The organism is Streptomyces sp. NBC_01788 (assembly GCF_035917575.1).
GTDB lineage: Bacteria > Actinomycetota > Actinomycetes > Streptomycetales > Streptomycetaceae > Streptomyces.
Map to the genome: position 1 here is coordinate 4,499,918 of NZ_CP109090.1, position 26,449 is coordinate 4,526,366.

The 26,449-nt window shown below is 70.1% G+C and carries 26 protein-coding genes and 1 pseudogene; 22 read left to right on the forward strand and 5 right to left on the reverse strand.

Translation table 11 applies throughout. The annotated features are described in order from the left end of the window. Window positions 1–96: 96 nt before the first annotated feature. From OIE49_RS20420 to OIE49_RS20435, 4 genes are read left to right on the forward strand one after another with little or no spacing between them, the layout of a single operon-like run. Entirely contained in the window at window positions 97–309 is a 213-nt protein-coding gene (locus tag OIE49_RS20420) for a ferredoxin (RefSeq protein WP_100572395.1), read from the forward strand. Further along, complete coding sequence (locus OIE49_RS20425) at window positions 296–1,654, forward strand: NAD(P)/FAD-dependent oxidoreductase (RefSeq protein ID WP_100572396.1); 1,359 nt, start codon at window positions 296–298, stop codon at window positions 1,652–1,654. Before OIE49_RS20420 ends, OIE49_RS20425 begins: the two co-directional genes overlap by 14 nt. Before the next feature lie 42 nt (window positions 1,655–1,696). Then, window positions 1,697–2,881 carry a cytochrome P450 gene (locus tag OIE49_RS20430; protein WP_326803558.1) on the forward strand — a complete coding sequence of 395 codons (1,185 nt, stop codon included), beginning with the start codon at window positions 1,697–1,699 and terminating at the stop codon, window positions 2,879–2,881. Between the two features lie 37 nt (window positions 2,882–2,918). After that, window positions 2,919–3,758 carry an SDR family oxidoreductase gene (locus OIE49_RS20435; protein ID WP_326803559.1) on the forward strand — a complete coding sequence of 280 codons (840 nt, stop codon included), beginning with the start codon at window positions 2,919–2,921 and terminating at the stop codon, window positions 3,756–3,758. Between the two features lie 14 nt (window positions 3,759–3,772). On the opposite strand, the gene OIE49_RS20440 is transcribed toward OIE49_RS20435, so the two are convergent. The 3 genes and pseudogenes from OIE49_RS20440 to OIE49_RS20450 all read right to left on the reverse strand — a co-directional run. Next, window positions 3,773–5,590: a glycoside hydrolase family 15 protein gene (locus OIE49_RS20440; RefSeq protein WP_326806287.1), complete on the reverse strand. Its 1,818-nt coding sequence runs from the start codon at window positions 5,588–5,590 to the stop codon at window positions 3,773–3,775. Window positions 5,591–5,854: 264 nt separating this feature from the next. Further along, window positions 5,855–6,898 carry a serine hydrolase domain-containing protein gene (locus OIE49_RS20445; protein WP_326806288.1) on the reverse strand — a complete coding sequence of 348 codons (1,044 nt, stop codon included), beginning with the start codon at window positions 6,896–6,898 and terminating at the stop codon, window positions 5,855–5,857. Between the two features lie 24 nt (window positions 6,899–6,922). Beyond that, a pseudogene (locus OIE49_RS20450) lies at window positions 6,923–7,282 on the reverse strand (ATP-binding protein); the annotation flags it as partial. Between the two features lie 143 nt (window positions 7,283–7,425). Between OIE49_RS20450 and OIE49_RS20455 the strand changes: the two are divergent. Further along, window positions 7,426–8,685, forward strand: a complete 1,260-nt coding sequence (locus tag OIE49_RS20455; protein ID WP_326806289.1) for a helix-turn-helix domain-containing protein — start codon at window positions 7,426–7,428, stop codon at window positions 8,683–8,685. Further along, complete coding sequence (locus OIE49_RS20460; RefSeq protein WP_326803560.1) at window positions 8,682–9,227, forward strand: flavoprotein; 546 nt, start codon at window positions 8,682–8,684, stop codon at window positions 9,225–9,227. Before OIE49_RS20455 ends, OIE49_RS20460 begins: the two co-directional genes overlap by 4 nt. A gap of 299 nt (window positions 9,228–9,526) precedes the next feature. Here OIE49_RS20460 and OIE49_RS20465 read toward each other — a convergent pair whose 3' ends face one another. After that, entirely contained in the window at window positions 9,527–10,165 is a 639-nt protein-coding gene (locus OIE49_RS20465) for a hypothetical protein (protein WP_326803561.1), read from the reverse strand. 339 nt (window positions 10,166–10,504) lie between these two features. Between OIE49_RS20465 and hemL the strand changes: the two genes are divergently transcribed. The 9 genes from hemL to OIE49_RS20510 all read left to right on the forward strand — a co-directional run bounded on the left by hemL (window position 10,505) and on the right by OIE49_RS20510 (window position 19,682). Then, window positions 10,505–11,821 (forward strand): glutamate-1-semialdehyde 2,1-aminomutase, encoded by a 1,317-nt coding sequence (gene hemL, locus OIE49_RS20470; protein WP_326803562.1) that lies wholly within the window; start codon window positions 10,505–10,507, stop codon window positions 11,819–11,821. After that, entirely contained in the window at window positions 11,818–12,519 is a 702-nt protein-coding gene (locus OIE49_RS20475) for a histidine phosphatase family protein (protein ID WP_100572400.1), read from the forward strand. Before hemL ends, OIE49_RS20475 begins: the two co-directional genes overlap by 4 nt. A 116-nt stretch (window positions 12,520–12,635) precedes the next feature. Further along, window positions 12,636–13,934: a hypothetical protein gene (locus OIE49_RS20480; protein WP_326803563.1), complete on the forward strand. Its 1,299-nt coding sequence runs from the start codon at window positions 12,636–12,638 to the stop codon at window positions 13,932–13,934. A gap of 66 nt (window positions 13,935–14,000) precedes the next feature. Continuing rightward, window positions 14,001–14,666: a TlpA family protein disulfide reductase gene (locus OIE49_RS20485; RefSeq protein WP_326803564.1), complete on the forward strand. Its 666-nt coding sequence runs from the start codon at window positions 14,001–14,003 to the stop codon at window positions 14,664–14,666. Between the two features lie 6 nt (window positions 14,667–14,672). Then, window positions 14,673–15,434 (forward strand): cytochrome c biogenesis CcdA family protein, encoded by a 762-nt coding sequence (locus OIE49_RS20490; RefSeq protein WP_326803565.1) that lies wholly within the window; start codon window positions 14,673–14,675, stop codon window positions 15,432–15,434. Window positions 15,435–15,437: 3 nt separating this feature from the next. Beyond that, window positions 15,438–17,228: a cytochrome c biogenesis protein ResB gene (gene resB / locus OIE49_RS20495; RefSeq protein ID WP_326803566.1), complete on the forward strand. Its 1,791-nt coding sequence runs from the start codon at window positions 15,438–15,440 to the stop codon at window positions 17,226–17,228. Beyond that, complete coding sequence (gene ccsB, locus OIE49_RS20500; protein ID WP_326803567.1) at window positions 17,225–18,328, forward strand: c-type cytochrome biogenesis protein CcsB; 1,104 nt, start codon at window positions 17,225–17,227, stop codon at window positions 18,326–18,328. The genes resB and ccsB overlap by 4 nt, the downstream gene beginning before the upstream one ends. A 25-nt stretch (window positions 18,329–18,353) precedes the next feature. Beyond that, window positions 18,354–18,788 carry an SRPBCC domain-containing protein gene (locus OIE49_RS20505; protein ID WP_326803568.1) on the forward strand — a complete coding sequence of 145 codons (435 nt, stop codon included), beginning with the start codon at window positions 18,354–18,356 and terminating at the stop codon, window positions 18,786–18,788. 126 nt (window positions 18,789–18,914) lie between these two features. Then, window positions 18,915–19,682: a CDP-alcohol phosphatidyltransferase family protein gene (locus OIE49_RS20510; RefSeq protein WP_326803569.1), complete on the forward strand. Its 768-nt coding sequence runs from the start codon at window positions 18,915–18,917 to the stop codon at window positions 19,680–19,682. Window positions 19,683–19,778: 96 nt separating this feature from the next. On the opposite strand, the gene OIE49_RS20515 is transcribed toward OIE49_RS20510, so the two are convergent. Beyond that, window positions 19,779–20,171, reverse strand: coding sequence for a PLD nuclease N-terminal domain-containing protein (locus tag OIE49_RS20515; RefSeq protein WP_326803570.1), 393 nt, complete (start codon window positions 20,169–20,171; stop codon window positions 19,779–19,781). Between the two features lie 86 nt (window positions 20,172–20,257). Between OIE49_RS20515 and OIE49_RS20520 the strand changes: the two genes are divergently transcribed. The 7 genes from OIE49_RS20520 to OIE49_RS20550 all read left to right on the forward strand — a co-directional run bounded on the left by OIE49_RS20520 (window position 20,258) and on the right by OIE49_RS20550 (window position 26,408). Then, the gene (locus OIE49_RS20520; protein WP_326803571.1) at window positions 20,258–21,715 is read left to right on the forward strand and encodes a menaquinone biosynthesis decarboxylase; all 1,458 of its coding nucleotides are present in this window, start codon (window positions 20,258–20,260) and stop codon (window positions 21,713–21,715) included. After that, on the forward strand, window positions 21,712–22,614 hold the full coding sequence (mqnP, locus tag OIE49_RS20525; protein ID WP_326803572.1) for a menaquinone biosynthesis prenyltransferase MqnP: 903 nt from the start codon (window positions 21,712–21,714) through the stop codon (window positions 22,612–22,614). Before OIE49_RS20520 ends, mqnP begins: the two co-directional genes overlap by 4 nt. 45 nt (window positions 22,615–22,659) lie before the next feature. After that, window positions 22,660–23,331 (forward strand): UbiX family flavin prenyltransferase, encoded by a 672-nt coding sequence (locus OIE49_RS20530; protein WP_326803573.1) that lies wholly within the window; start codon window positions 22,660–22,662, stop codon window positions 23,329–23,331. A 105-nt stretch (window positions 23,332–23,436) separates the two neighbouring features. Beyond that, window positions 23,437–23,892 (forward strand): Lrp/AsnC family transcriptional regulator, encoded by a 456-nt coding sequence (locus tag OIE49_RS20535; RefSeq protein ID WP_100572412.1) that lies wholly within the window; start codon window positions 23,437–23,439, stop codon window positions 23,890–23,892. A 47-nt stretch (window positions 23,893–23,939) separates the two neighbouring features. Next, entirely contained in the window at window positions 23,940–25,103 is a 1,164-nt protein-coding gene (gene mqnE / locus OIE49_RS20540) for an aminofutalosine synthase MqnE (RefSeq protein ID WP_326803574.1), read from the forward strand. A 113-nt stretch (window positions 25,104–25,216) separates the two neighbouring features. Then, entirely contained in the window at window positions 25,217–25,867 is a 651-nt protein-coding gene (locus OIE49_RS20545) for a UdgX family uracil-DNA binding protein (protein ID WP_326803576.1), read from the forward strand. 16 nt (window positions 25,868–25,883) lie between these two features. Continuing rightward, window positions 25,884–26,408, forward strand: coding sequence for a GNAT family N-acetyltransferase (locus OIE49_RS20550; protein WP_326803577.1), 525 nt, complete (start codon window positions 25,884–25,886; stop codon window positions 26,406–26,408). The last annotated feature ends 41 nt before the right edge of the window (window positions 26,409–26,449 follow it).

Genomic DNA, 26,449 nt, shown 5'->3' on the forward strand with positions numbered 1-26,449 from the left:
TCGGTCCCGCCACCGCGCGAGCGGTCACCGTGCGAGGCCGCGGTGCCCGGCCCATGCTGTATGGGAGGGGGTGCCGCGACCGAGGGAGTGGTGGGGATGCGAACCGTTGTGGACCTCACACGCTGTCAGGGCTACGCACAGTGCGTGTTCCTCGCGCCCAGGATGTTCGAGCTGCACGGCGAGGAAGGACTGCTGTACACCACGGCTGTCCCCGACGACCAGGCCGAGCGCGTGCGCCAGGCCGCGGCGGCCTGCCCGGTCCAGGCCATCCTCGTGGGCGAGGAGGTGAGCCCTGATGGCCGCCGGTGATCTCCGGGACGGCCGCATCGTCGTCGTCGGTGCGTCGCTGGCCGGGCTGAGGGCCGCGGAGACGCTGCGCGAGGAGGGCTTCACCGGCTCACTCACCGTGGTCGGGGACGAGCCCCATCCGCCCTACGACCGGCCACCACTGTCGAAGCAGGTACTGCTCGGCCAGGCGACGGCGGACACCACCGAGCTGCCGATGCGCCGGAACCCGGACGCCGAGTGGCGGCTGGGAGTTGCCGCCACCGGCCTGGACCCTCTGGAGAAGCGGGTACTGCTGGCCGACGGGGAGTCGTTGCCGTACGACCGGCTGCTGATCGCCACCGGGACCCGGGCGCGGCCCTGGCCCAATCCGGCGGAGGGCGCCCTGGACGGGGTGTTCACCCTGCGCACGCGTGAGGACGCCGCGGGACTGGCCGAGCGGCTGGCCGCCGGGCCGGAGCGGGTGCTGGTGATCGGCGCCGGCTTCACCGGCTCGGAGATCGCCTCGGCCTGCCGGGAACGGGGCATCGAGGTGACGGTCGCGGAACGCGGCCCCGCGCCGCTGGTGGGCGCCCTCGGCGGCACGCTGTCGAAACTCGCGGCCGTCATGCACCGCAACCACGGCGTGGACCTGCGCACCGGGGTGACGGTCACCGCCCTGCGCGGAAACGGCAGCTTCACCGGTGCGGACCTGTCCGACGGCACGCGTGTCGACGCGGACGTGTGCGTCGTCGCGCTGGGGGCGGTCCGCAACATCGAGTGGCTGGCGGAGTCCGGCCTGGCGGCGGGCCCGCGCGGGATCGCCTGCGACGCCGGATGCCGCGCCTTCAACATGTACGGGATCGTCACCGACGACGTCTTCGTGGCCGGCGACGTCTCCCGCTTCCCGCACCCCCTGTTCGGCTACCAGCTCCTTTCCCTGGAGCACTGGGGGAACGCGGTCGAGCAGGCCGGGGTGGCGGCCCACAACATGGTCAGTCCCGGCCCTCTGCGGCGCCCGCACCTGGCCGTCCCGACGTTCTGGTCGACCCAGTTCGGGCTCAACATCAAGTCGGTGGGCGTACCGACCTACTCCGACCACGTGGTCATCGCCCAGGGCTCCCTGGAGGCGCGCCGTCTGGCGATGGTCTACGGCTACCAGGGCCGGGTCACCGCCGCGGTCACCGTCGACATGGCCAAGTCGCTCGACTACTACCGGCACCTGATCGAGACGGCTGCTCCCTTCCCGCCCCCGCCCGGTGCGCAGGACCGTGCGATCGCGGCCGACGTCCCGATTCCGTCCGACGTGCCGGACCCGAAGGGGCTCTCCCACGGCCCCACCGTGGCGCTCACCGGCTACCTTCCCGACCGCCGGCTGACCGTGGTGTAGCCACGGGCTGACGCACGTCCCGTCCAACGACGAGGAGCCATCATGGACTCCGAGACCTTGCTGGCACGGATCACCGACTACGCCAGCCGCCCCGACCCCTACCCGCTGTACGCGGAACTCCGCGAGGCCGGACCCGTGGTGCGGCAGGCGGACGGCAGCTACCTGGTCGGCACCTACCACGAGCTCTCCGCTCTGCTCCACGACCCGCGGATGAGTGTCGATCCCCGCCTCCGCGGCGAGACGACACACAAGCCGCCCTTCCTGCGGCTCGACGACCCGGAGCACCACAGGCTCCGCACCCTGGCCATGCGGCCGTTCGGACCGCCGCACAGCCCGGACCGGGTCGACGGCATGCGCGGTGAGATCGACCGGATCACCAAGGAACTGACGGAGACCTTCGAGGCCGGCCGGCAGATCGACATCGTCGACGATTTCGCCTACCCACTGCCTGTCGCGGTGATCTGCCACCTGCTGGGCGTGCCGCGCGAGGACGAGCCGCTGTTCCGGGCCTGGTCCGACGCTCTTGTCACAGCCGCCGACGTCAGGCCCGGGGAGGACACCAGCGAGGCGGACAAGGCGGGCGAGCAGGCGCGGATCGAGATGGGCGGGTACCTGGTGAACCTCGCCGAGCAGCGCCGCGGACGCCCGGGTGACGACATGCTCTCCGCCTTCGCAAACGAGCCGGATCCGGCCCTGCGGCTCACCCAGGAGGAGCTCGCGGAGACCGCCGTGCTGCTGCTGATCGCGGGGCACGAGACCACGGTCAACCTGATCACCAACGGGGTGCTCACCCTTCTGCGCCAGACCGAGCATCTGGACCGCCTGCGCGGCGACCCCGGCCTGCTGCCGCGGGCGGTGGAGGAACTGCTGCGTTACGAACCTCCGGTCCACATGCGCGAGCGCATCCCCCGCGACGACATCGACGTGGCGGGCACCGTGCTCCCCAGGGGCACGTCCGTCGTCCTCGCGCTGGCCTCGGGCAACCGCGACCCCAAACGGTTCCCCGACCCCGACCGGTTCGACCCCGCACGCCCGGACATCGAGCACCTCGGCTTCGGCGGTGGCATTCACCTGTGCTTCGGCGGCCCCCTGGCCCGTCTGGAGGCCCAGGCCGCGCTCGGCGCGCTGATCCCCCACCTGGGCGCGGCGCGCCTGGTCCAGGACCCGCCTCCCTACCGGCAGAGCGCCATGCTCCGTGGTCCGCGCCATCTGCCCGTTCAGCTCTGACCAGCTCTGACAGGACCTGTCGAGGAGGAGAACCGGCGTGAGCGTGTCCCAGGGAGCCCCTCGGGGTGTCATCCCCGCGCATCTGCTGAAAGGCCAGAAGGCACTGGTCACCGGCGCGAACTCGGGCATCGGCAAGGCGACCGCCATCGGCCTGGGACGCGCCGGAGCCGACGTGGTCGTCAACTACGTCGCCGGGCGCGAGGAGGCCGAGCAGGTGGTCGAGGAGATCGCCGGGTTCGGAGTGCGCGCGATGGCGTACGAGGCCGATGTGTCCCAGGAGGACCAGGTCGTCGCGATGGTCGAACGGATGGTCCAGGAGTTCGGGACCATCGACATCCTCGTGGCCAACGCCGGCCTGCAGCGCGACGCTTCGTTCACCGAGATGACGACGGCCCAGTGGCAGAAGGTGCTGGACGTCAACCTCACCGGTCAGTTCCTGTGCGCTCGGGAGGCGACGAAGGAGTTTCTGAGAAGGGGGGTCGTGCCCGAGGTGTCGCGAGCCGCCGGGAAGATCATCTGCATGAGCTCGGTGCACCAGCTCATCCCGTGGGCCGGGCACGTCAACTACGCGGCCTCCAAAGGCGGCGTGCAGATGATGATGGAGACGCTCGCCCAAGAGCTCGCACCCCGCAGGATCAGGGTCAACGCCGTTGCCCCGGGAGCCATCAGGACGCCCATCAACCGCAGCGCCTGGAACACTCCCGACGCCGAGAAGGATCTGCTGGGGCTGATTCCGTACGGGCGCGTCGGTGATCCGGAGGACATCGCCCACGCCGTCGTCGGGCTCGCCTCGGACCTCATGGACTACGTGGTGGGCACCACTCTCTACGTGGACGGCGGCATGACCCTCTTCCCGGGCTTCGCCACCGGCGGCTGAACCGCTTCTTGCCCTCAGTCGCGCTGCTGGTCGAGGGCGTCGTCCAGCGTGGTGGCGGCCATGATCAGCGACAGATGCGTGAAGGCCTGCGGGAAGTTGCCCAGTTGCTCGCCGCTGGGGCCGATCTCCTCGGCGAACAGGCCGACGTGGTTGGCATAGGTCTGCATCTTCTCGAAGGCATAGCGCGCCGGACGGATCCGCCCGGCGCGAGCGAGGGCGTCCACATAGAGGAAGGTGCAGAGACTGAACGTGCCTTCGGAGCCCCGCAGACCGTCCGGGGAGGCCGCGGGGTCGTAGCGGTAGACGAGACTGTCCGACACCAGCCTGCGCTCCATCGCGTCCAGGGTCGACAGCCAGCTCATCGTCCGGGGAGCCAGGAACCCGGCACGCGGAACCAGCAGCAGCGAGGCGTCGAGGACATCGCTTCCGTAGTGCTGGACGAGGGCCTGCTCCTTCTCGTTCCAGCCCCGCTCCATCACCTGTTCGAGGATCGCGTCGCGAGCCGCGGTCCACCGAGGAGCGTCGGCGGGACGGCTGTGCTCTCTCGCCAGGCGCAGTCCCCGGTCGAAGGCCACCCAGGACATCACCCGGCTGAAGGTGAAGTCCTGGCGCCCGCCACGGGTCTCCCAGATTCCCTCGTCGGGGCGGTCCCAGGAATCGGCCAGCCAGTCCAGCGCCCGTGCGACGTTCTTCCAGCCGTGGTAGCTGCCTCCCATGGCGACCTCGTGCCCCTCCGACAGGGCGTAGAGCGCCTCCCCGTAGATGTCCAGCTGGAGCTGATCGGCCGCTGCGTTCCCCACCCGCACCGGATACGAACCCCGGTAGCCCTCGAAGTGCGTAAGGACCTCTTCCGACAGCTCGGGATCCCCGTCGACGCGGTACATGATCTGCAGCGGGTCGCCGTCGACGCCCTCCCGGGCCTGGAGGCGGTCGCCCATCCAGTGCGTGAACTGCGCCGCCTCCTCGGCGAACCCCAGGTCCAGGAGGGCGCGCACGGACAGGGAGCCGTCGCGGACCCAGGTGTAGCGGTAGTCCCAGTTGCGTTCACCCCCGATCTGCTCGGGCAGACCCATGGTGGCGGCGGCGACGGGAGCACCCGTGGGGGCGTAGGTGAGCAGCTTGAGCGTGATGGCCGAGCGGTGCACCACCCCCGGCCACCGGCCGCGGTACCGGGAGTGGCGCAACCAGCCGTGCCAGAAATCCACCACGTCCCAGAACTGTTCCATCGCCCGGTCCGGGGTGACCGGCGGCGGGGTGTCGGCATCGGGCCCACCGACGGTGAACACCGCCGCGGCCACCTCACCCGGCCTCAAGGTCACCGCACCCCGCACGTCCCTGCCGTCCTGTCGCAGGGGGAAGGTGCTTTGCAGATGGGCGGTGACGTCCGGCGCGTGGAACGTGGCGGTACCGTCCCGCACATCGAGATGGTGGGTGGCACGGCCGTAGTCGAAGCGCGGACAGCACTCCAGAGTGAAGTGCACCGTGCCGCGCACCGCCCGCACGCCGCGCATCAGCACATGCCTGTCGGTGGGGGTGCCGGTGCGATCCGGCGGCATGCAGTCGAAGACCTCGCCGACTCCGTCCGGCGACATGAACCGTGTGACCAGGACCGCGGTGTCCGGGTAGTAGAGCTGCTTGTAAACGGTGTTCCGGCTCTCCGGCGCGAACAGGAAGTAGCCGCCGCGGTCGTGGTCGAGCAGGGCGGCGAAGACGGTGGGCGAGTCGAACCGGGGAGCCGCGAACCAGTCGACCACCCCCTGGGACGACACCAGAGCGGCGGTCTGCAGGTCGCCGACGAGGCCGTGGTCGGCGATGGGCGGGTAACGATCCATGGTCATCTCGCTTCCCTGATGCCACTGGTTCCACTGTCCGCCCTGTGCGACGAGGTCGCCACGGGATGCGGCACGAGGGGCGAAGGGGTGCGACGGCCGCCGTCAGGAGGTGAAAGCACCGGCACACGACGAAGAAGGGGTCCGAATACTCCACCCCATTCGCAAGAAACCCCAGCTCAGGGCCACACCAGGAAATACGGCTGGTGCCCCAGGGTTTCCTGTCGGTGTGTTCGCGCAGGAAGCGGCGCTTCTTGATCCGTCGCCTCAGATGAAGGCAAGCTCTCGGAAGGCGTTGCGCACATCGGTCAAGGGCCGCCGATCACGTGTGTAGTAGAGCTTGTTGGTCAGTAGCACGGCCCACCGTCCTTGGCCGGGTGAGATCCACATGCCGGTCCCGGTGAAGCCGTAGTGGACCCAGACATCATCGACTGGGGCAGTCCCGGGCGCGGGATGCCAGAACAGACCGCGCACGGGTGCCAAGGCGCCGGTCTGCACGGTCAGTGACGTGGCGGTCCACGCCGGGCCGAAGTCGGCTCGCTTCGGTGCGGTACTGGTGTCCAACATGTGGTGCAGGAGGCCGACCAGGTCGCCGAGGACGGTGAAGGCTCCGGCGATGCCACAGACACCGCCCAGAAGGCGTGCGGAGAAATCGTGGGCGGTTCCCTTGAGGTGGGTGTCGGTGTCCTGGTCGAGTTCAGTCGGGGCACAGCGGGCCGCCATCTCGTCGGGCAGCGGGCCGAAGCGGGTGGAGTGCATGCCCAGTGGTTGCCAGATGCGGACGGTGGCCAGCTGGTCCAAGGTCTGGCCGGAGAGGTGTTCGGCGAGGTACCCGAGGATGAGGGCAGCCCGGTCGGTGTACTCGACAGCCTCGCCTGGTGGCCGGTGGAGTTGCTCGCGCAGCACGCCTCGGCGGATGTCGGCAGCGTCGGTACCGTAGAGGTTCTTCAGCTGGGACCGCAGGGGAAGGCCGGCTGTGTGCGTCAGCAGCTGCCGGGCAGTCACGGCGCCGAGCGGATGACCGGTGACCTCCAGCCAGAAGGTGCCGAGCGGCTGGTCGAGGTCGAGGGCGCCGCCCTCCCACAGAGCGCCGATGGACGACCACACGGCCAGGATCTTGGTGAGACTGGCGGCGTCGAAGACGGTGTCTGCACGCATCGGCACGTCCGGTTCGTCGGGGTCGAGGGCTCCGGCGACGCCTTGGATGCGGATGCCATCGGCGTCACCGACGGCCCACACGGCGCCGGGGTACACCTTGTCGTGGTCTTTGCTGGTCGGCAGGTCGATCTCGGCCCAGCAGCGCTTTCCGATCGCCGTCGGCTCAGCGCCGTACCGGTCTGTGAGAACGGTGACGAGGAACAGGCCCCGCCCGCTCTCGCTGTACGGGTCCGGGAGACCTGGCTGGGGCAGCAGCGGGCAGGCGTCGCAGACCTCGATCCGCAATGCGTTCTCGTCGAGGCGGACGGACAGGAAGAGTGGGTCGGCGCCGGAGTACCGGACCGCATTCGTGACGAACTCGCTGATCACAAGCTCGGCGGTGTGCACCACGTCGGTGGTGAGCCCCGAGTCCCAGCTCTCTATCGCGTCCACGGCCTGGTGCCGAGCGGCGGTGACCGCGGTCGGTGTGGCGAGTACGGAGAGAGTGAACTGGTGCGCTTTCACGAGTTGCCTCCTGGATCGGTGTGGCTGCTCCACGCAACCGCTCCGGCGGCGGGCGGGGCCACGCTGTGTGCTGGGGCTGCATCACTTATGCAGGAGCTGCATCGCGGTCAATCACCGCTCGGCTACGCTCGGTTGAGCAGGCAGGATCGGCGACGGCAGGAGGGGCCGTGGCACAGATGGCCGAGGCGCAGAGTGAAGCGAGACGGATCGGTGAAGTGATCCGTCAGGCACGCGTGTTACAGCGGCGCTCGCAGAAGGACGTCGCCGTCGCACTGGGGTATCACCAGTCGAAGGTGAGCCGCCTGGAGAGCGGCAGGGGCACGGAGGACGTACGTGTGCTGCGCGAGATCGCGCAGGTACTGGACATTCCACCGCAACGCCTCGGCCTCGATGCCGGCCCCGCCGACCCCGGAACCGAGGACATGCGCCGCCGTACCTTCCTGGCCGCGAGCGTCGCCGCGCTTGCGGCTCCGCCGTCGTCCACCCCAGCACATCACGACCTGATCCAGGTCTTGCTGCCGGGTACGAGTCCCGCCGCCAGCGGGCATTTCTCGGGCATCGACGAGCTGCGGGAGCGGGCACGAGCTGTACGCCGGATGTTCTGCATGTGCGACTACGCGGAGCTGGAGCAGACCCTGCCGGGTCTGATCGCCGACCTGCGCCAGGCCGTCGGCGGCTCATCCGGCTCGGCGGAGGCATCCGGGTTGCTCGCGACCGCCTACCAGACGTCGGTGAGCCTGTTGCTGAAGCGAGCCGATCAGGGCAACGCCTGGCTCGCGGCCGGTCGGGCCATGGCCGAGGCGGAGCGGTCTGGGGATCCTGTCGTCCTCGCCGCCAGTGTCCGCGTTCACGCCCACGTTCTGGTGAGGGAGAAGCACTCCGCCCAGGCCGTGAACATGGTCCGCCACATAGCCGACCAGCTCACCGGCTCCTACGACCAGCGCTCGCCCCGGTACCTGGCAGCGGTCGGCCTGCTGTTGCTCCGCGGGGCGACTGCCGCCAGCAGGAACGGCGACCGCGAAACCACCCAGGACTTCCTCACCGAGGCCCAGGAGGTCGCTCGCTACGTCGCCTTCGACCGGCCGGACGCCTGGGCGAACTTCAGCCCCACCAACGTCGCTCTACACGAGGTCAGCGCGGCTGTCTCCTTCGGCGACGCGGGCATCGCTCTGCACACCGCGCGGCCCCTCATGCGGCGGCACATTCCCGTGCCCGAGAGACGGGCCGCGCTCTGGGTCGAGGTCGCCCGCGCCTACAGTCAGCAGGGCAGACTCGCCGACGGCTACCAGGCCCTGCGCATCGCCGAGAGCTGCGCGGCACAGGACGTCCGCCGCCCGGCCGTACGCGAGCTGGTCGCCGACATGGCAGCCCGCGACCGCCGCCGGGCACTGCCCGAGCTGCACCACTTCAGCCGCCAACTGGGAGTGCCCGCGTGAGTGATCAGCACGACAAGCCGTTTCTCCAGATCGTGGTCTGCGCGGCCGGGGTCGCGGCCGACGTCGGCCGGCTAATTGCGGCAGCGCACGAGCGGCACTGGGATGTCGGCGTTGTTGCTACTCCGCAAGGGCTCGGCTTTCTTGACCCAGAGGCGGTCGAAGCCCAGACCGGCCGCCCTATCCGCTCGGCCTGGCGATCACCGGGGGAGCCGCGCCCGAGTCGGCCTGCGGATGCGATCGCGGTCGCCCCGGCCACCTTCAACACGGTCAACAAGTGGGCCGCCGGGATCTCCGACAACCTCGCGCTGGGCATCCTGTGCGAAGCGCCCGCCATGGGCGTCCCGGTTGCCGTGCTGCCCTACCTGAACTCCGCCCAGGCCGCCCACCCTGCATACCGCCGGAGTCTGGATCTGCTGCGCGAGATGGGTGTCCTGATCGGCTCTTACGAGCCTCACCGGCCGAAGGCGGGCGGCGGGGCCGGTCGTTACCGCTGGGAGCAAGTGCTGGAGCTGCTTGCCCCGAGGCTGTCCGTGCGGTCGTGATCAGCGCCGAGGTGCTCGCGGCGGCGGGGGCGAGACGGTGGTTGCCTCGTGGGCCGGAGTGCTGGGTGCCCCATCGGGCCGCATTGCGCTGTGGGCCTGTGCTGGACGGGCGCGTGCGCTGGGCACGGGCTGTGCGCTGCGGCGTTGAATACGCCATGCCAAGGTCCTTGCGGGGAGCTGGCATCATCCAGGGCACATCACCCCAGCGAAATCAAAGTGCCCTGGCCGCCAGACCGCCCTCTCCGGCGTTGCAAGGGGCGAGGCCCGTAGACCCCGCCCGAAGCGCATAAAATCCCAGGTCAGGGCCACACCAGGCAGTACGGCTGATGCCCTGCCTCATGCAGCCGGTGCGAGAAGTCCTGCCACTCGTGCAGCAGCTGGTACACGTTGAAGGCGTCGCGGGGGCCGCCGCGGTCCGGGACCGTGGACCAGATGAAGGCGGCCGCGCCGACCGTTTCCTCGCCGATGTCGCGCAGGGGGTCCACCGCGGTCGTCGGGAGTTTCACGACCGCGTAGTCGGGGTGCAGGACGACCAGCTCGAGCGGCGGCACCTTGTGCAGCGGCACCCCCTCGATGCCGGTCAGCACCATGGCGGCCATCGTCTCCGGCTTGATCTTGGTGAACATGCCGCCCATGCCGAGTTCGTCGCCACCGAGTTCCTCGGGGCGCATCGAGATCGGGACGCGGGCCGCCGTCGCACCGTCGGGCGCGCCGAAATACTTGTACGTCACCCCCACCCGACCACCATTCCTGCTCCCTGCCCCCAGCAGCTCGGCCCGGCGGTCGCCCCGCCGGTCGCTCCGCTCGGACTCACCCGGTACATCCCGTGCCTGGCCTGCTTCGCTCGCTTCCTCAGCGTCGCGTCGGTGCCTTCCCCGCCGGGCACGTCGAGGACCCAGGCCGTCAGTCCCCTCGCCCAGTCCGCCACCGCGATGCATATCTCCACCCGACCGCTTTCTAGGACGCGTCGCCCCCGCCGCGCAACCCGATCATCGTGTCAGTGACCTCCCCCGCGGCCGCTCGCCGAAACGTGCGCCGAAACATCTGCCCGCGGGATCTTGGCGGCCCCGACACGACCCTTCGCTTGTTCATACGTACGCGGAGCCCAGTTTCGCAGATGGGCCGCCGGGAATCCGCGAATCCACCGCTCGTCGTACCCGGATCCGGCCGGGCCGGCCGCTCCGCCCCCGGTCCGCCGCCGTCGCTGGCCTACCCTGAACAGGTCACAGCCCACCGTATTCCGGAGAACCCCCGAGAAGTCGGAGAAGTCGCAGGTCATGAGCGAACTGCCCTATCCCTACGAAGCCCCTGTCTCGCAGGCGCTGTTCGACCGTGCGGCGGCCGTCACGCCCGGCGGCGTGAACTCGCCGGTGCGCGCCTTCCGCGCTGTGGGCGGCACGCCCCGGTTCATGGTCTCCGGCAGCGGTCCGTACCTGAAGGACGCCGACGGCCGGGAGTACGTCGACCTCGTGTGCTCCTGGGGTCCGATGATCCTCGGGCACGCGCACCCCGAGGTGATCGCCGCCGTGCAGGAGGCGGTCGCGCACGGCACCTCCTTCGGGACGCCCGGTGAGGGCGAGGTCGCGCTCGCCGAGGAGATGGTGAACCGGATCGGCCCGCTGGAGCGGGTGCGGCTGGTCTCCAGCGGCACCGAGGCCACCATGTCCGCGATCCGGCTCGCCCGCGGGTTCACCCGGCGGTCCAAGGTGATCAAGTTCGCCGGGTGCTACCACGGGCACGTCGACTCCCTCCTCGCCGCGGCCGGGTCGGGGCTCGCCACCTTCGCCCTGCCCGACACCCCCGGCGTCACCGGCGCCCAGGCCGGCGACACGATCGTGCTGCCGTACAACGACGCCGACGCTGTGCGCGCCGCCTTCGCCGCGCACCCGGGCGAGATCGCCTGCGTGATCACCGAGGCCTCGCCGGGCAACATGGGCGTGGTGCCGCCGCTGCCCGGGTTCAACCAGCAGCTCAAGGACCTCTGCGCCGCGAACGGCGCCCTGTACATCTCCGACGAGGTCATGACGGGCTTCCGCACCAGCCGCGCCGGGTGGTACGGCGTCGACGGGGTCGAGCCCGACCTGATGACCTTCGGAAAGGTGATGGGCGGCGGGTTCCCGGCCGCCGCGTTCGGCGGGCGCGCCGACGTCATGGCGCACCTCGCCCCCGCCGGGCCCGTCTACCAGGCCGGCACCCTCTCCGGGAACCCCGTCGCCACGGCCGCCGGACTCGCCCAGCTCCGCCTGCTCGACGACGCCGCGTACAGCACGGTCGACTCCGTCTCGCGGCAGATCCAGGCCATGGTCTCCGAGGCGCTGACCAAGGAGGGCGTGGCGCACACCCTGCAGAACGCCTCCAACATGTTCTCCGTGTTCTTCACGGACCGCCCGGTCCGCGACTACGAGGACGCCAAGGCGCAGGAGTCGTACCGCTTCACCGCGTTCTTCCACGCGATGCTGGCGAACGGCGTGTACCTGCCGCCGTCGTCCTTCGAGTCCTGGTTCGTCTCCACCGCGCACGACGAGACGGCACTCCAGCGGATCGCCGACGCCCTTCCGGCGGCGGCCCGTGCGGCGGCGGAGGCGACGGCATGAGCGAGACCCCCGAGAAGAACGGCCAGGACGACATCACCGTCGTCCATCTGATGCGGCACGGCGAGGTCGAGAACCCGGACGGGATCCTGTACGGACGGCTGCCCGGTTACCACCTGTCCGAGCTCGGCCGGAAGATGGCCGAGCGGGTCGCCGAGCACCTCGCCCCCCGTGACATCACCTACGTCGTCGCGTCCCCGCTGGAGCGGGCGCAGGAGACGGCGACGCCGATAGCGAAGGCGCACGGACTCGACCTGGCCACCGACGAGCGGCTGATCGAGGCGGACAACGTCTTCCAGGGCAAGACCTTCGGCATGGGCGACGGCGCGCTGCGCCGGCCCGGCAACTGGAAGCATGTGGTCAACCCGTTCAAGCCGTCCTGGGGCGAGCCGTACATCGACCAGGTGGTGCGCATGATGGGCGCGCTGAACGCGGCGAAGGACAAGGCGCGCGGGCATGAGGCGGTGCTCGTCAGCCACCAGCTGCCGATCTGGATCGTGCGCTCCTACGTCGAGCGGCGGCGGCTGTGGCACGACCCGCGCAAGCGGCAGTGCACGCTCGCCTCGCTGACGACGTTCACCTACCGGGGCGACCGGATCGTCTCCGTCGGCTACACCGAGCCGGCCCGCGATCTGGTGCCCGCCCATCTCCTCGCGGGCGCCAAGCCGGTGAAGGGGCAGGGCAAGGCGTTCGGCGCGTAAGTACGCCCCCGCCTTTGCCTTTGTCGTGAATTTCATATTGGTTCGCGGAACCCCTGCGTTCGTCACTGCCTCTGAGTGAGTGACCATCGGCGGCAGTGACGAATCGGGGATCTTTCATGCGCACCTTCTCCCGAAGGGGAATACTCGGCCTCGGCGCGGGCGCCGCGGCCGCCGCCGGGCTGGCGGGCTGCGGCTCCGTCAAGTCCCCGCACCCCGGCCGCGCCACCGGATCCCCCAGCGCGAGCACGCCCACCCCGAGCGCGCCCACGACACCTCCCGCGCGCCCCATCGGCGACGGCTCGACCTCGTTCACCGGCAAGCAGCCGCTCCAGCCGGCCGCGCCGGTTCCGCTGGAACCGGGCCAGACCCCGCCGCAGTTCGTCGTCTTCTCCTGGGACGGGGCAGGCGAGGTCGGCAACGGCCTCTTCCCGCGCTTCCTCGACCTGGCCAAGGAGCACGAGGCGCACATGACCTTCTTCCTCTCCGGGCTCTACCTGCTGCCGGAGTCGAAGAAGCGCCTGTACGACCCGCCGAACAACCCGCGCGGTGCCTCCGACATCGGCTACCTGACCGACGACCACGTCAAGGCCACGCTCACCAACGTCCACCGCGCCTGGCTCGAAGGCCACGAGATCGGCACCCACTTCAACGGCCACTTCTGCTCCGGCCACGGCACGGTCGCGAGCTGGACGCCCAAGCAGTGGCGCAGCGAGATCGACCAGGCCAAGTCCTTCGTCAAGGAGTGGCGGACCAACACCGGCTGGAGCGATCTGCCGGCCCTGCCCTTCGACTACGACAAGGAACTCGTCGGCGGCCGCACCCCCTGCCTGCTCGGGCAGAACCAACTGCTGCCCACCGCCCGCGAACTCGGCTGGCGCTACGACGCCTCCTCGCCCGGCGGCCGCCAGACGTGGCCGGACAAGCGGCTGGGCATCTGGGACCTTCCGTTGCAGCAGATACCCTTCCCCGGCCGCCGGTTCGAGGTCCTCTCGATGGACTACAACATGCTGGCCAACCAGTCCGTCAACTCCACGAACGCGCCCGCCCACAACTACCCGGGCTGGCGCAAGCAGTCCGCGCAGGCCTACATCCAGGGCTTCAAGCGGGCATACGAGACAAACCGGGCGCCGTACGTCATAGGCAACCACTTCGAGGCGTGGAACGGCGGCATCTACATGGACTCCGTCGAGGAGGCCTTCCGGCACATCGCGCGGGAGAAGGAGAAGGGTGCCGACGTGCGCATGGTCTCCTTCCGGCAGTTCGTCGACTGGATGGACGTGCAGAAGCCGGAGGTGCTCGCCAAGCTGCGCACCCTCGACGTCGGACAGCGGCCGGCGGGCGGCTGGAAGGAGTTCCTCGCGGACGCCCCCGGCGCCGGCACGCCCAGCGCGGGGGACCCCTCGAAGGCCGCCTGAAATGCGGTTTTCCGGCCGTGAGGGGGGTGCGCAAGATCCCCGGAAGGGCCATGCGAAACTTTTCACATGAGTGCCGTCAGTCGTGCCCCCCAGTGCTCGAACCGGGCGAACCGCACACCCCGTCCGCACCGCACGCGTCCGAGCCGCGTCCGTGGCCGCGCCGCCCTGCTCGCCGCCGGGAGCGCCGCGCTGGCACTCACCCTGTCCGCCTGCGGCTCCGGCGGCACCTCCGGCGGCTCGGGCAACACCAACTTCATCACCGGCGCCGACGGCATCGCGACCGTGCCGAAGGCCGACCGCAAGCCCGCCCCCGACCTGTCCGGCAGGACTCTCGAGGGCAAGCAGCTCGACATGGCCGCCTACAAGGGCAAGGTCGTCGTCCTGAACGTCTGGGGCTCCTGGTGCTCGCCGTGCCGGGCCGAGGCGCCCAACCTGGTGAAGGTGGCCAAGGACACCGCCGGCAAGGACGTGCAGTTCGTCGGCATCAACACGCGCGACACCAGCACCCAGCCGGCCCTCGCGTTCGAGAAGCAGTTCGACGTGCCGTACCCGAGCCTGTACGACCCGGCCGGCAAGCTCATGCTCCGCTTCCAGAAGGGCACCCTGAACCCGCAGATGATCCCCACCACGATCATCGTCGACCGGGACGGGAAGATCGCCGCGCGCGCCCTCCAGGCGCTCAGCGAGAACAAGCTGCGCCAGATGCTCGACCCGGTCATCGCGGAGAAGTGAGCCGCCGTGCTACTGGCCGCAGTCACTGATCCCAATCACACGGTGTCCAGCGGAGCCCTCCTGCTCGCGCTGCCCATCGCCGTACTCGGCGGGCTCGTCTCCTTCTTCTCCCCGTGCGTCCTGCCGCTCGTCCCCGGCTATCTGTCGTATGTGACAGGTGTCACCGGAACCGACCTGGCCGAGGCCCGGCGCGGACGGATGGCCGCCGGCGCCGCCCTCTTCGTCCTCGGCTTCACCGTGGTCTTCGTCTCCGGCGGGGCGCTGTTCGGCTTCTTCGGGCAGACCCTCCAGGAGTACAAGGGCACCCTGTCGAAGGTGCTGGGCGTGCTCATGATCCTCATGGGCGTCTTCTTCATGGGCCTGATGCCCTGGCTGACCCAGCGTGAGTTCCGCTTCCACACGCGTCCCACCACGGGCCTGGTGGGCGCACCCCTCCTCGGGGCCCTGTTCGGGGTCGGCTGGACCCCGTGCATCGGCCCGACCCTCGCCTCCGTGGTGGCGCTCTCCTCCGCCCAGGCCAGCGCCGGGCGCGGTGCCCTGCTGACCGTCGCCTACTGCGCCGGCCTCGGCATCCCGTTCGTGCTCACCGCGATCGCCTTCCGCAAGGCGCTGGGAGCCTTCGGCTGGGTCAAGCGCCACTATGTCTGGGTGATGCGCGTCGGCGGCACGATGATGATCGTGACCGGCGTGCTGCTGCTCACCGGCGCCTGGGACCGGCTGGTGCAGGAGATGCAGACGTGGTCCACCGGCTTCACTGTGGGGATCTGATCCATGAGCAAGACGCCAACCAGTACGACGGCCGACGAGACCCCGGCGGTGCCACCCGGCGACGAGGACCTCGGAGCCGCCGGCTCCCAGCTGTCCACCGCCCCCGCCGAGACGGCCGTCCCCGGCTCCTTCGGCGGCAACCGGGCGCCCGGACCGGCCGGCCGGCTCGCCTGGACCGGGCGGGAGGTCCTCGGCTGGGTCCGCTGGTTCTGGCGGCAGCTCACCTCCATGCGCGTCGCGCTGATGCTGCTGTTCCTGCTCTCCCTCGGCGCCGTCCCCGGTTCGCTGATCCCGCAGAGCGGCACCGACGCGATGAAGGTCGAGGCCTTCAAGCAGGCACACACCGTGCTCGCGCCGATCTACGACAAGCTCGGCCTGTTCCACGTCTACAGCTCGCCGTGGTTCTCCGCGATCTACATCCTGCTGTTCGTCTCGCTCATCGGCTGCATCGTGCCGCGCACCTGGCAGTTCGTCGGCCAGCTGCGCAGCCGCCCGCCGGGCGCCCCCAAGCGGCTGACCCGGCTGCCCGCGTACACCACCTGGCGCACCGCCGCCTCCCCCGAGGAGGTCCGCGAGAGCGCGCTGAGGATCCTCAAGCAGCGCCGCTTCCGCGCCCACCTCGCCGATGACGCCGTCGCCGCCGAGAAGGGCTATCTGCGCGAGGCCGGCAACCTCGTCTTCCACGTCGCGCTGATCGTGATGCTGATCGCCTTCGCCTGGGGCCAGTTGTACAAGACCGAGGGCAACAAGCTGATCGTCGAGGGCGACGGCTTCTCCAACACCCTCACCCAGTACGACGACTTCAAGTCCGGCAACCTCTTCAACGACGACGACCTGGTGCCCTTCAGCTTCAACCTGAAGAAGTTCACCGGCACCTACGAGCGCACCGGCCCGCAGAAGGGCACGCCGCGCGTGTACCGGGCGGACATCACCTACAGCCTGGGCGCCCACGGCAAGGAGCAGAAGGCGAGCATCTCGCCCAACCACCCGCTGGCCGTCGACGACGCCCGGGTCTACCTCGTCAGCCACGGCTACGCCCCCACCGTCACCGTCCGGGACGGCAAGGGCGACGTGGTCTACCACCAGGCCGTGCCGCTGCTGCCGGAGGACGCCAACGTCACCTCGACGGGCGCCATCAAGGTGTTCGACGGCTACAGGAACCCCGAGGGCAAGTCCGAGCAGCTCGGCTTCTCCGCGTTCTTCGTGCCGACCTTCGCCGGGGCCGGCAAGGGCACGATGTTCTCCCAGTTCCCGGCGCTGGACTTCCCCGTCCTCGCGCTGACCGGTTACCACGGCGACCTGGGCGTCAACGCGGGCGTGCCGCGGAACGTCTACCAGCTCGACACCAAGAACCCGAATCTCAAGCAGTTCAAGGACGCCAAGGGCAGGATCGTCGCCGCCCGGCTGCTGCCCGGCGAGACCATGACGCTGCCGAACGGCGCCGGCTCCATCACCTTCGACAAGGACATCAAGGAGTGGGCCGGCTTCCAGGTCGTGCAGCAGCCGGGCACCGGCTGGGCGCTCACCGGCGCGCTCGCCGCCATCGCCGGACTGGCCGGCTCCCTGTTCATCCAGCGCCGCCGCGTCTGGGTGCGCGCCGTGCGGGGCGCCGACGGCGCGACCGTCGTCGAGATGGCGGGCCTGGGCCGCAGCGAGTCCGCGAAACTCCCCGAGGAGCTCGGCGACCTGGCCGCCCTCGTCCACGACAAGGCGCCCGCACAGGCCGACGCCGACCCCGACCGGGAGCCGGACGCCGGCACCCCCGTACCCGCCGAAGGGGCTGAGGAGAAGTGACTCTCGCCGCCGCAACAGAGCTCGCCACGGCGACCAACGAAAACCTGGCCGGCCTCAGCAATACGCTGATCTACTCCGCCATGGCCGTCTACACCCTGGCCTTCTTCGCGTACATCACCGAGTGGCTCTTCGGCAGCCGCAGCAAGGTGGCCCGCACGGCCGCGGCGCTGACCGCCGAGGACGGCGCGGCCAAGGCGCAGGGCCCGGCCGTGACGGTGAAGTCCGCCGGCGGCGCCGCCGTGCTGGAGCGCCCCCAGGTGGTCGTACGGTCCGCCGTCGGTGCCCGTGACGTGCCGGACGGGCCCGGCGCGCACGGCGGCGACGAGAAGGGCGACCTGTACGGCCGGATCGCGGTGTCCCTCAGCGCCCTCGGCTTCCTCCTCGCGCTCGGTGGCGTGATCGCCCGCGCGGCCTCCGTGCAGCGGGCGCCATGGGGCAACATGTACGAGTTCAACATCACCTTCTCCACGGTCGCGGTCGGCGTCTACCTGCTGCTGCTCGCGCTGAAGAAGGACGTGCGCTGGCTCGGCCTGTTCCTGACCACCACGGTCCTGCTCGACCTCGGCCTCGCGGTCACCGTGCTCTACACGGCGAGCGACCAGCTGGTCCCCGCCCTGCACTCGTACTGGCTGTACATCCACGTCTCCACCGCGATCTTCTGCGGCGCGGTCTTCTACGTCGGCGCGGTCGGCACCCTGCTGTACCTGTTCAAGGACTCCTACGAGAGCAAGCTCGCCTCCGGCGGGAAGCCCGGCCGTTTCGCGACCTCCGTCCTGGAGCGGCTGCCGGCCTCGGCGTCCCTGGACAAGTTCTCCTACCGCATCAACGCCGCCGTCTTCCCGCTGTGGACGTTCACGATCGTCGCGGGCGCCATCTGGGCCGAGTCCGCCTGGGGCCGCTACTGGGGCTGGGACCCCAAGGAGACCTGGTCCTTCATCACCTGGGTCGCCTACGCCTGCTACCTGCACGCCCGCTCCACGGCCGGCTGGAAGGGCCGCAAGGCCGCCTACATCGCGCTGATCGCCTTCGGCTGCTGGCTGTTCAACTACTACGGCGTGAACATCTTCGTCAGCGGCAAGCACTCGTACGCGGGCGTCTGACCGGCCCCTCGGTGACACTGGTGTCATGACCGGTTCCATCGAACAGGGCATCAGCCAGATCCACGGGAACACCCACCTGCTCACCTTCCTGGTGCGGCTCCCCGGGCCCATGGAGCGGGTCTGGCCGGAGCTGACCACACCGGAGGGGCTCGCGCGCTGGTTCACCGACGTCGACGAGCTGGAACCCCGGCTCGGTGGCGCGGTCGGTCTGCGCGGCCTCGGCAGCGGGCGGATCACCGCGTGGGACGTGGACCGGGTCGCCGAGTACACCCTGGAGGGCGGCGGCCGTATCCGCTTCCACCTGGAGCGCGACGGCGTGGACGGCTCCGTGCTCCGCCTCACCCACGAGTTCCTGGGGGAGACGGAGTCGGAGTCGCGTTGGCGGACTCGCTTCGAATGCCTGATCGAGGTGGTTTCGGGCCGAGGTCCCCGTTCCACGGATCAGGACGCTCCCCGATGAAGCACCGCATCTACGCGGCGACGGCCTGTGCCCGCCCCCCGAAACCGCGCGCGCCCCACTCTGTACCCTGACCCGATCATCGCCGCACGTGCGGCAGTCGGGCCCGGTGGGTGGGAGGAAACGGTCATGGGTGCTGTTCCGGTCCTGGAGGAGCTGCGGGAGGTCTGCCAGCCGCAGGCGAAACTGGCGAGCCGCAACGGCGAGCACTGGGCGGGCCGCCTGTACATGCGGAGGGTCTCGCTGCGGTTCACCCGGCAACTGGTGCGCACCCCGGTGACCCCGGACCAGCTGACCTGGACCATGGTGGTGTGCGGAATCGCGTCCGGCGCCGCGCTGCTGATCCCGGGCCTGACCGGGGCCGTCCTGGCCGTCGTGCTGATGCAGCTGTTCCTCCTCTTCGACTGCGTGGACGGCGAGGTCGCCCGCTGGAAGGGCCAGAACAGCGCGTCCGGCATCTACGTCGACCGGCTCGGCGCCTATCTCGCGGACGCCGCCCTGATGGTGGGCGCCGGGTTCCACGCGGCCCGGTCCGGCTTCGGCGGCTGGGTGTCGCTGGGTCTGGCGACCGCACTCGGCGTGGTCCTGCTGAAGGCGTCCACCGATCTGGTCGACGTGGCGCGGGCCCGGCGCGGTCTGGCCGTCGCCGACGACGAGTCGACCCGGCCGCGCTCGCAGGGCGTGGCCACGGTGCGTCGGCTGGCCGCCGCGTTCAAGATCCACCGGGTGACCAACGGCATCGAGGCGTCCCTGCTCCTGCTGGCCGCGGCCATCGGCGACACCGTCACCGGCGGAGCCGACGTCACCCGCTGGGCGCTCATCGCGCTGGCCGCCATCACCTGGGTGATGGTCCCGGCCCACCTGCTGTCGATCCTGTCCTCGTCCCGGCTGCGCTAGTGCTGTGGCCGGAAAGGTTCGCGGGCGTCGCGAGCCGGTGAACCTTTCCGGTCGCAGCACCAGGACCCACCCGCCGCCGGGGTCGCCGGGCACCGCTCAGCTGCTCTTCGGCTCCTCGCCGTTCTCCTTGCGGCGCAGTTCCTCCTCGCGGCGGCGGAGGTCGGCCTCCCAGTTCTTCAGCAGGTCCTCGTCCTTCTTGTTCTCCTCGGCGAGGGACTGCAGGAACGTGGGGTTGTCGTCCGGGGCGACGTACTCGAGCCGCTGGTTGCGGTGCCACTGCGAGGGCGTGCGGCCGTTCGCCGGAGGGCGCCGGTCCTTGCCCGCGGCGAGCCAGGCGATCGAGCCGACGATCGGGAAGAGCAGGATGATGAAGACCCAGGCGACCTTGGGCAGGTGCTTGGCCTCGTCCTCGGGCGTGTTCAGGCAGTCGATGAAGGCGAAGATCATCAGTGCCAGCGGCACGACGTAGTACAGCAGCACCCTGAGCATGTCGAGAAGCCCCCTGAAAGCGGTGGAGGGGCCCTGCACCGGCCCCGTGACGGGGCCAGGGTAGCCGCTCGGGGATACTGGACCCCATGGCGTACGACGATCTTCGTTCCCTGCTCAGGGCGCTGGAGCGCGAGGGAGACCTCAAGCGCATCAAGGCCGAGGTCGACCCGTATCTGGAGGTCGGTGAGATCGTCGACCGGGTGCAGAAGTCGGGCGGCCCCGCACTGCTCTTCGAGAACGTGCGCGGCTCCGCGATGCCCCTGGCCATGAACGTCTTCGGAACCGACCGGCGGCTGCTGAAGGCCCTCGGCCTGAAGTCGTACGGCGAGATCTCCGAAAAGATCGGCGGGCTGCTGCGGCCCGAGCTGCCGCACGGCTTCGTGGGCGTGCGTGAGGCGTTCGGCAAGCTCGGCGCGATGACGCACGTACCGCCGAAGAAGGTGAAGTCCGACAGCGCGCCCGTGCAGGAGGTCGTCCTGCACGGCGACGACGTCGACCTCGACGCCCTGCCGGCCCTGTTCACCTGGCCGCAGGACGGCGGCTCCTTCTTCAACCTGGGACTCACCCATACCAAGGACCCGGAGAGCGGCATCCGCAACCTCGGGCTCTACCGCCTCCAGCGTCACGACAAGCGCACCATCGGCATGCACTGGCAGATCCACAAGGACAGCCGCAACCACTACCAGGTCGCCGCCCGGCGCGGCGAGCGGCTGCCGGTGGCGATCGCCTTCGGCTGCCCCCCGGCCGTCACGTACGCCTCGACCGCGCCGCTCCCCGGTGACATCGACGAGTACCTGTTCGCCGGGTTCATCGCGGGCCGGCGGATCGAGATGGTCGACTGCAAGACCGTCCCGCTCCAGGTCCCGGCGAACGCCGAGGTGGTCCTGGAGGGCTGGCTGGAGCCCGGCGAGATGCTGCCCGAGGGGCCCTTCGGCGACCACACCGGCTTCTACACCCCGCAGGAGCCCTTCCCGGCGCTGACCATCGACTGCGTGACGATGCGCAGGCGGCCCCTGCTCCAGTCGATCGTCGTGGGCCGCCCCCCGACGGAGGACGGACCGCTCGGCCGTGCCACCGAACGCTTCTTCCTCCCCCTGCTGAAGATCATCGTCCCGGACATCGTGGACTACCACCTGCCCGAGGCGGGCGGCTTCCACAACTGCGCGATCGTCTCGATCGACAAGAAGTACCCCAAGCACGCCCAGAAGGTGATGCACGCCATCTGGGGAGCACACATGATGTCTCTGACCAAGCTGATCGTGGTCGTCGACGCCGACTGCGACGTGCACGATCTGCACGAGGTCGCCTGGCGGGCCCTGGGCAACACGGACTACGCCCGCGACCTCACCGTGGTGGAAGGCCCCGTCGACCACCTCGACCACGCCTCCTACCAGCAGTTCTGGGGCGGCAAGGCGGGCATCGACGCGACGCGGAAGCTGCCCGAGGAGGGCTACACGCGCGACGGCGGGTGGCCGGAGATGGTCCTTTCGGACCCGGATACGGCGGCCCTGGTGGACCGCCGCTGGAAGGAGTACGGCCTGTGAGCTCCGCGTCCGCCGCGATCCCGCAGCCGGGACGCACCAAGGCCTTCCTGCGCCTGGTCATGATCGAGCACTCGATCTTCGCGCTGCCCTTCGCCTACATCGCCTCCCTGACCGCGATGTACGAGTGGGACAGGACCATCCACTGGGGCAGGCTGCTGCTCGTCACCGTGGCGATGGTGGGCCTGCGCACGTTCGCGATGGCCGTCAACCGGATCATCGACCGGGAGATCGACGCCCGTAACCCGCGCACCGCGCATCGCGAGCTGGTGACCGGCGCGATGTCGGTGCGGCACGCCTGGACGGGCGCGCTCGTCGCGCTCGTCGTGTTCCTCGCGGCCGCGGCCCTGCTCAACCCGCTCTGCCTGGCCCTCGCCCCCGTCGCGGTGGTCCCGATGGTCGTCTACCCCTACGGCAAGCGGTTCACGAACTTCCCGCAGGCCATCCTGGGCCTGGCCCAGGCGATGGGCCCGATCGGCGGCTGGCTGGCGATCTCCGGCAGCTGGTCCTGGGAAGCGGTGATCCTGGGCCTGGCCGTCGGCATCTGGATCGGCGGCTTCGACCTCATCTACGCCTGCCAGGACGTGGAGACCGACCGCGAGGTCGGCGTGAAGTCGGTCCCGGCCCGCTTCGGCGTCCCCGCCGCCATCCGGGGGGCACGGGCCTGCCACCTCGTCACCACCGCGCTGTTCGTCTGGTACGCCCTCGCCACCGGCGCCGGCGCCTTCTTCTGGCTGGGCCTGGTCGTCGTCGCGGGCGCCTTCGTCTACGAGCACACGATCGTCCGCCCGAACGACCTGTCCCGCCTCAACCGGGCGTTCTTCAGCGTCAACGGGTTCATCGGCATCGCCCTCTTCGTGTGCGCGCTGCTCGACCTGCTGGTGCGCGGTCTCACGGTCTGATACCTCGCAGTTTGGATCATGAGCGCCGACGGATAGGCTCGACACATGAAGCCAGGAGAAACGCGGCGGGCACCTTGGATCGTGGGGGTGTCCGGAGCGTCCGGCACGCCGTACGCGGCCGCTGTGCTGCGTGCGCTGCTCGACGCCGGACAGAGCGTCGACCTGGTGGTCAGCCGGGCCTCGCGGCTCACCCTGCTCGACGAGACCGGCATCTCCTTCCGGGACGCCCATTGGCAGGACGACCTGCGCGAATGGCTGTCCCTCGGCGCCGACGGCAAGCCCGGCACCTTCGACGTGGACCTCACGGGAGTACGGCACTGGAGCGCCGGTGACCTGGCGGCCGGACCGTCCTCGGGGTCGTACCCGGCGCAGGGCATGCTGATCGTGCCCGCCTCGACGGCCTGTGTGGCGGGCGTCGCCCTCGGGCTGTCCAAGGACCTGCTGCAACGGGCGGCGAGCGTGACCCTCAAGGAGGGCAGGCCGCTGGTCGTCGCCGTACGGGAGACCCCGCTGAACGGCCGGACGCTGCGGCACCTGGTGGCACTGGACGACGCGGGCGCCACCGTCCTGCCCGCCTCGCCCGCCTTCTACGCCGGGGCGACCCACATCCAGCACCTCGTGGACTTCGTCGCCGGCCGGGTCCTGGACGCGGTGGGCGTACCCCACGGTCTCTACCGTCGCTGGGAGGGCGAACTGGGCGGCTCCCGGCCCGCGTGAGCGCCGCGCGGCGCTCTCCAGCGGTACCAGCACAGCACCACTCGGCACTTCAGGAACTTTCTTCAGATCTCTCGTCGGATCTCTTCAGCGGAAGGCTTCGATCGCATGGACGCGGTGGACAGGCAGCTCATCCAGGCCCTGAGGGAGAACGGCCGGGCCTCGTACGCGGAGCTGGGGCGCCTCGTCGGCCTGTCGGGACCGAGCGTCACCGACCGCATCAACCGGCTGGAGGCGGCCGGTGTCATCACCGGCTACCGGGCCACCGTGGACGCCGCCTCGCTCGGTCTCGGCGTCACCGCCCTGATCGGCATCTCGCTCTCCGACGCCGCCGACCACGAGGACGTGGCGCAGCGGGTGAAGGACCTCTCCGAGATCGAGGACTGCTGGTTCATCGCCGGCGACGACTCGTTCATGCTCAAGGTGCGCGCCTCGGACGTCGACGGACTGGAGAGCATCATCCGGCGTCTGTCCGGAACCAAGGGCGTCTCCCGGACCCGTACCACCATCGTGCTGTCCACGAAGTGGGAGAACCGGGTGGGTGAGCTGCCCGAGGAGGTCTGATCCTCCGGGCGTACGGTGGTCGCAGTCTTCAGGAAAGAGGTAGGGGCATGGACGTCGGGCTCAAGCGCGAGCTGGAGGAGAAGGTCAGGACGGGCGTCCGCCTGACCCGCGAGGACGGCATCGCGCTGTACGAGTCGGACGACCTCGCGTGGCTCGGCGGCCTCGCCCACGAGGTGCGCACCCGCAAGAACGGCGACGTGGTGCACTTCAACGTCAACCGGCACCTCAACATGACGAACGTGTGCACCGCGTCCTGCGCGTACTGCTCCTTCCAGCGCAAGCCGGGCGAGAAGGACGCGTACACGATGCGCATCGAGGAGGCCGTGAAGCTGGCCAAGGCGATGGAGTCGGAGAACCTGACCGAGCTGCACATCGTCAACGGCCTGCACCCGAACCTGCCGTGGCGCTACTACCCGCGCTCCCTGCGCGAGCTGAAGGCCGCGCTGCCGGACGTGTCGCTGAAGGCGTTCACCGCCACCGAGATCCACCACTTCGAGACGATCTCCGGGCTGTCCGCCTCCGAGATCCTCGACGAGCTGATCGACGCCGGTCTCGAGTCCCTCACCGGCGGCGGCGCGGAGATCTTCGACTGGGAGGTCCGGCAGCACATCGTCGACCACCGCACCCACTGGGAGGACTGGTCGCGCATCCACCGGCTGGCGCACGAGAAGGGCCTGAAGACCCCGTGCACCATGCTCTACGGGCACATCGAGGAGCCCCGCCACCGCGTGGACCACGTGCTGCGGCTGCGTGAACTCCAGGACGAGACCGGCGGGTTCCAGGTCTTCATCCCGCTGCGCTACCAGCACGACTTCGTCGACATGCAGGACGGCAAGGTCCGCAACCGCCTCCAGGCCCATACCACCATGGCGACGGGCGCGGAGGCGCTGAAGACCTTCGCCGTCTCGCGGCTGCTCTTCGACAACGTCCCGCACGTCAAGGTGTTCTGGGTGATGCACGGCGTGCAGACCGCCCAGCTCGCGCTCCAGCACGGCGCGGACGACATGGACGGCTCCGTCGTCGAGTACAAGATCACGCACGACGCGGACAACTACGGCACCCCGAACAAGCTGACCCGCGATGACCTGCTGGACCTGATCCGCGACGCCGGCTTCCGTCCGGTGGAGCGCAACACGCGCTACGAGATCATCCGGGAGTACGACGGCCCGGACCCGGCGCGCCGCGAGTCGCCGCAGCCGATGCGGGTGTGAGCCCACGCGCGCGGGGCCTGTCGTCACATTCCCCTCCGTCCTTCGGGCAACGACGGGAAGACAGGCCCTGGCGCACCCCGTGAGGCCGCGTGCCGGGCGGGTACCCGTCCGGCGTGGCCACCACGAAGGCGCCCGAGGACGCCTACACCGCCGCGCCCTTCGTCCCCGAGCGCGCGGACCTGGCCGCCCTGCGCGAGGCGGCCGCCGGCTGCCGGGGCTGCCCGCTGCACCGGGACGCCACACAGACCGTGTTCGGCGCCGGGGACACCGGCGCCCGGGTCCTGCTCGTCGGCGAGCAGCCGGGGGACCAGGAGGACCGGCAGGGCCGGCCGTTCGTCGGGCCCGCCGGGAAGCTGCTTGACCGGGCGCTGGCCGAGGCAGGCATCGACCCGCGCGAGACGTATGTCACCAACGCGGTCAAGCACTTCAAGTTCACCCGCTCCGGGCCCGGCAAGCGCCGTATCCACAAGACGCCGAGCCTGCGCGAGGCGGTGGCTTGCGGGCCCTGGCTGGCGGCCGAACTCAGGCTGGTGGAGCCCGAGCTGATCGTGGTCCTGGGCGCGACGGCCGGCAAGGCGCTGCTCGGCTCCTCGTTCCGGGTCACCGAGGTGCGCGGAACGGTGCTGGAGGAGGAGATCCACGGGCGACGGGAGCGGCTGGTGCCGACGGTGCACCCCTCGTCCGTGCTGCGCGCGGACGACCGGGAGGGTGCCTACCGGGGGCTGCTCTCCGATCTGAAAGTGGCTGCGCGCACTCTGATGTAATAGATACGATCGCCAAATGCCCCTTACTTTCACCCTTGATCCCGCCGTCGACCCCGCCCTGCGCGACGGCATCCTCGACCTGTGGACCGATGTCACGAACGCGGGCGGAGCGGTCGGGTTCCTGCCGCCCGCGACGCGGGAGGAGATACGTCCGGAACTGGTCAGGCAGCTGCTCGCGCTGACCGAGGGCCGCGCACGGCTGCTGGTCGGCCACGACGAGGAGGGCCGGGTCGCCGCCACCGCCTTCCTGACCTTCAACACCCACCGGCTGATGACGCACTGGCTCTGGCTCTACACGGTGATGGTGCACCCGCGCCACCAGGGCCGGGGCCACGGACGGGACCTGCTGGCGGCCGCCGCGGACGCGGCCCGTGGGTTCCCCGGTATCGAAGCGATCCGGCTCACCTGCCGCGGCGGGCTCGGCCTGGAGCGGTTCTACGCCTCCTGCGGCTACAAGGAGGTCGGACGGGTGCCGGGCGCCATCCGGGTGGAGCCGGGTGACGACCGGGACGACGTGATCATGCTTCTGCCGCTGACCTGAGGCTTTACCGGTCCTTCGCACCCCCATGAGTGATCGGGCAT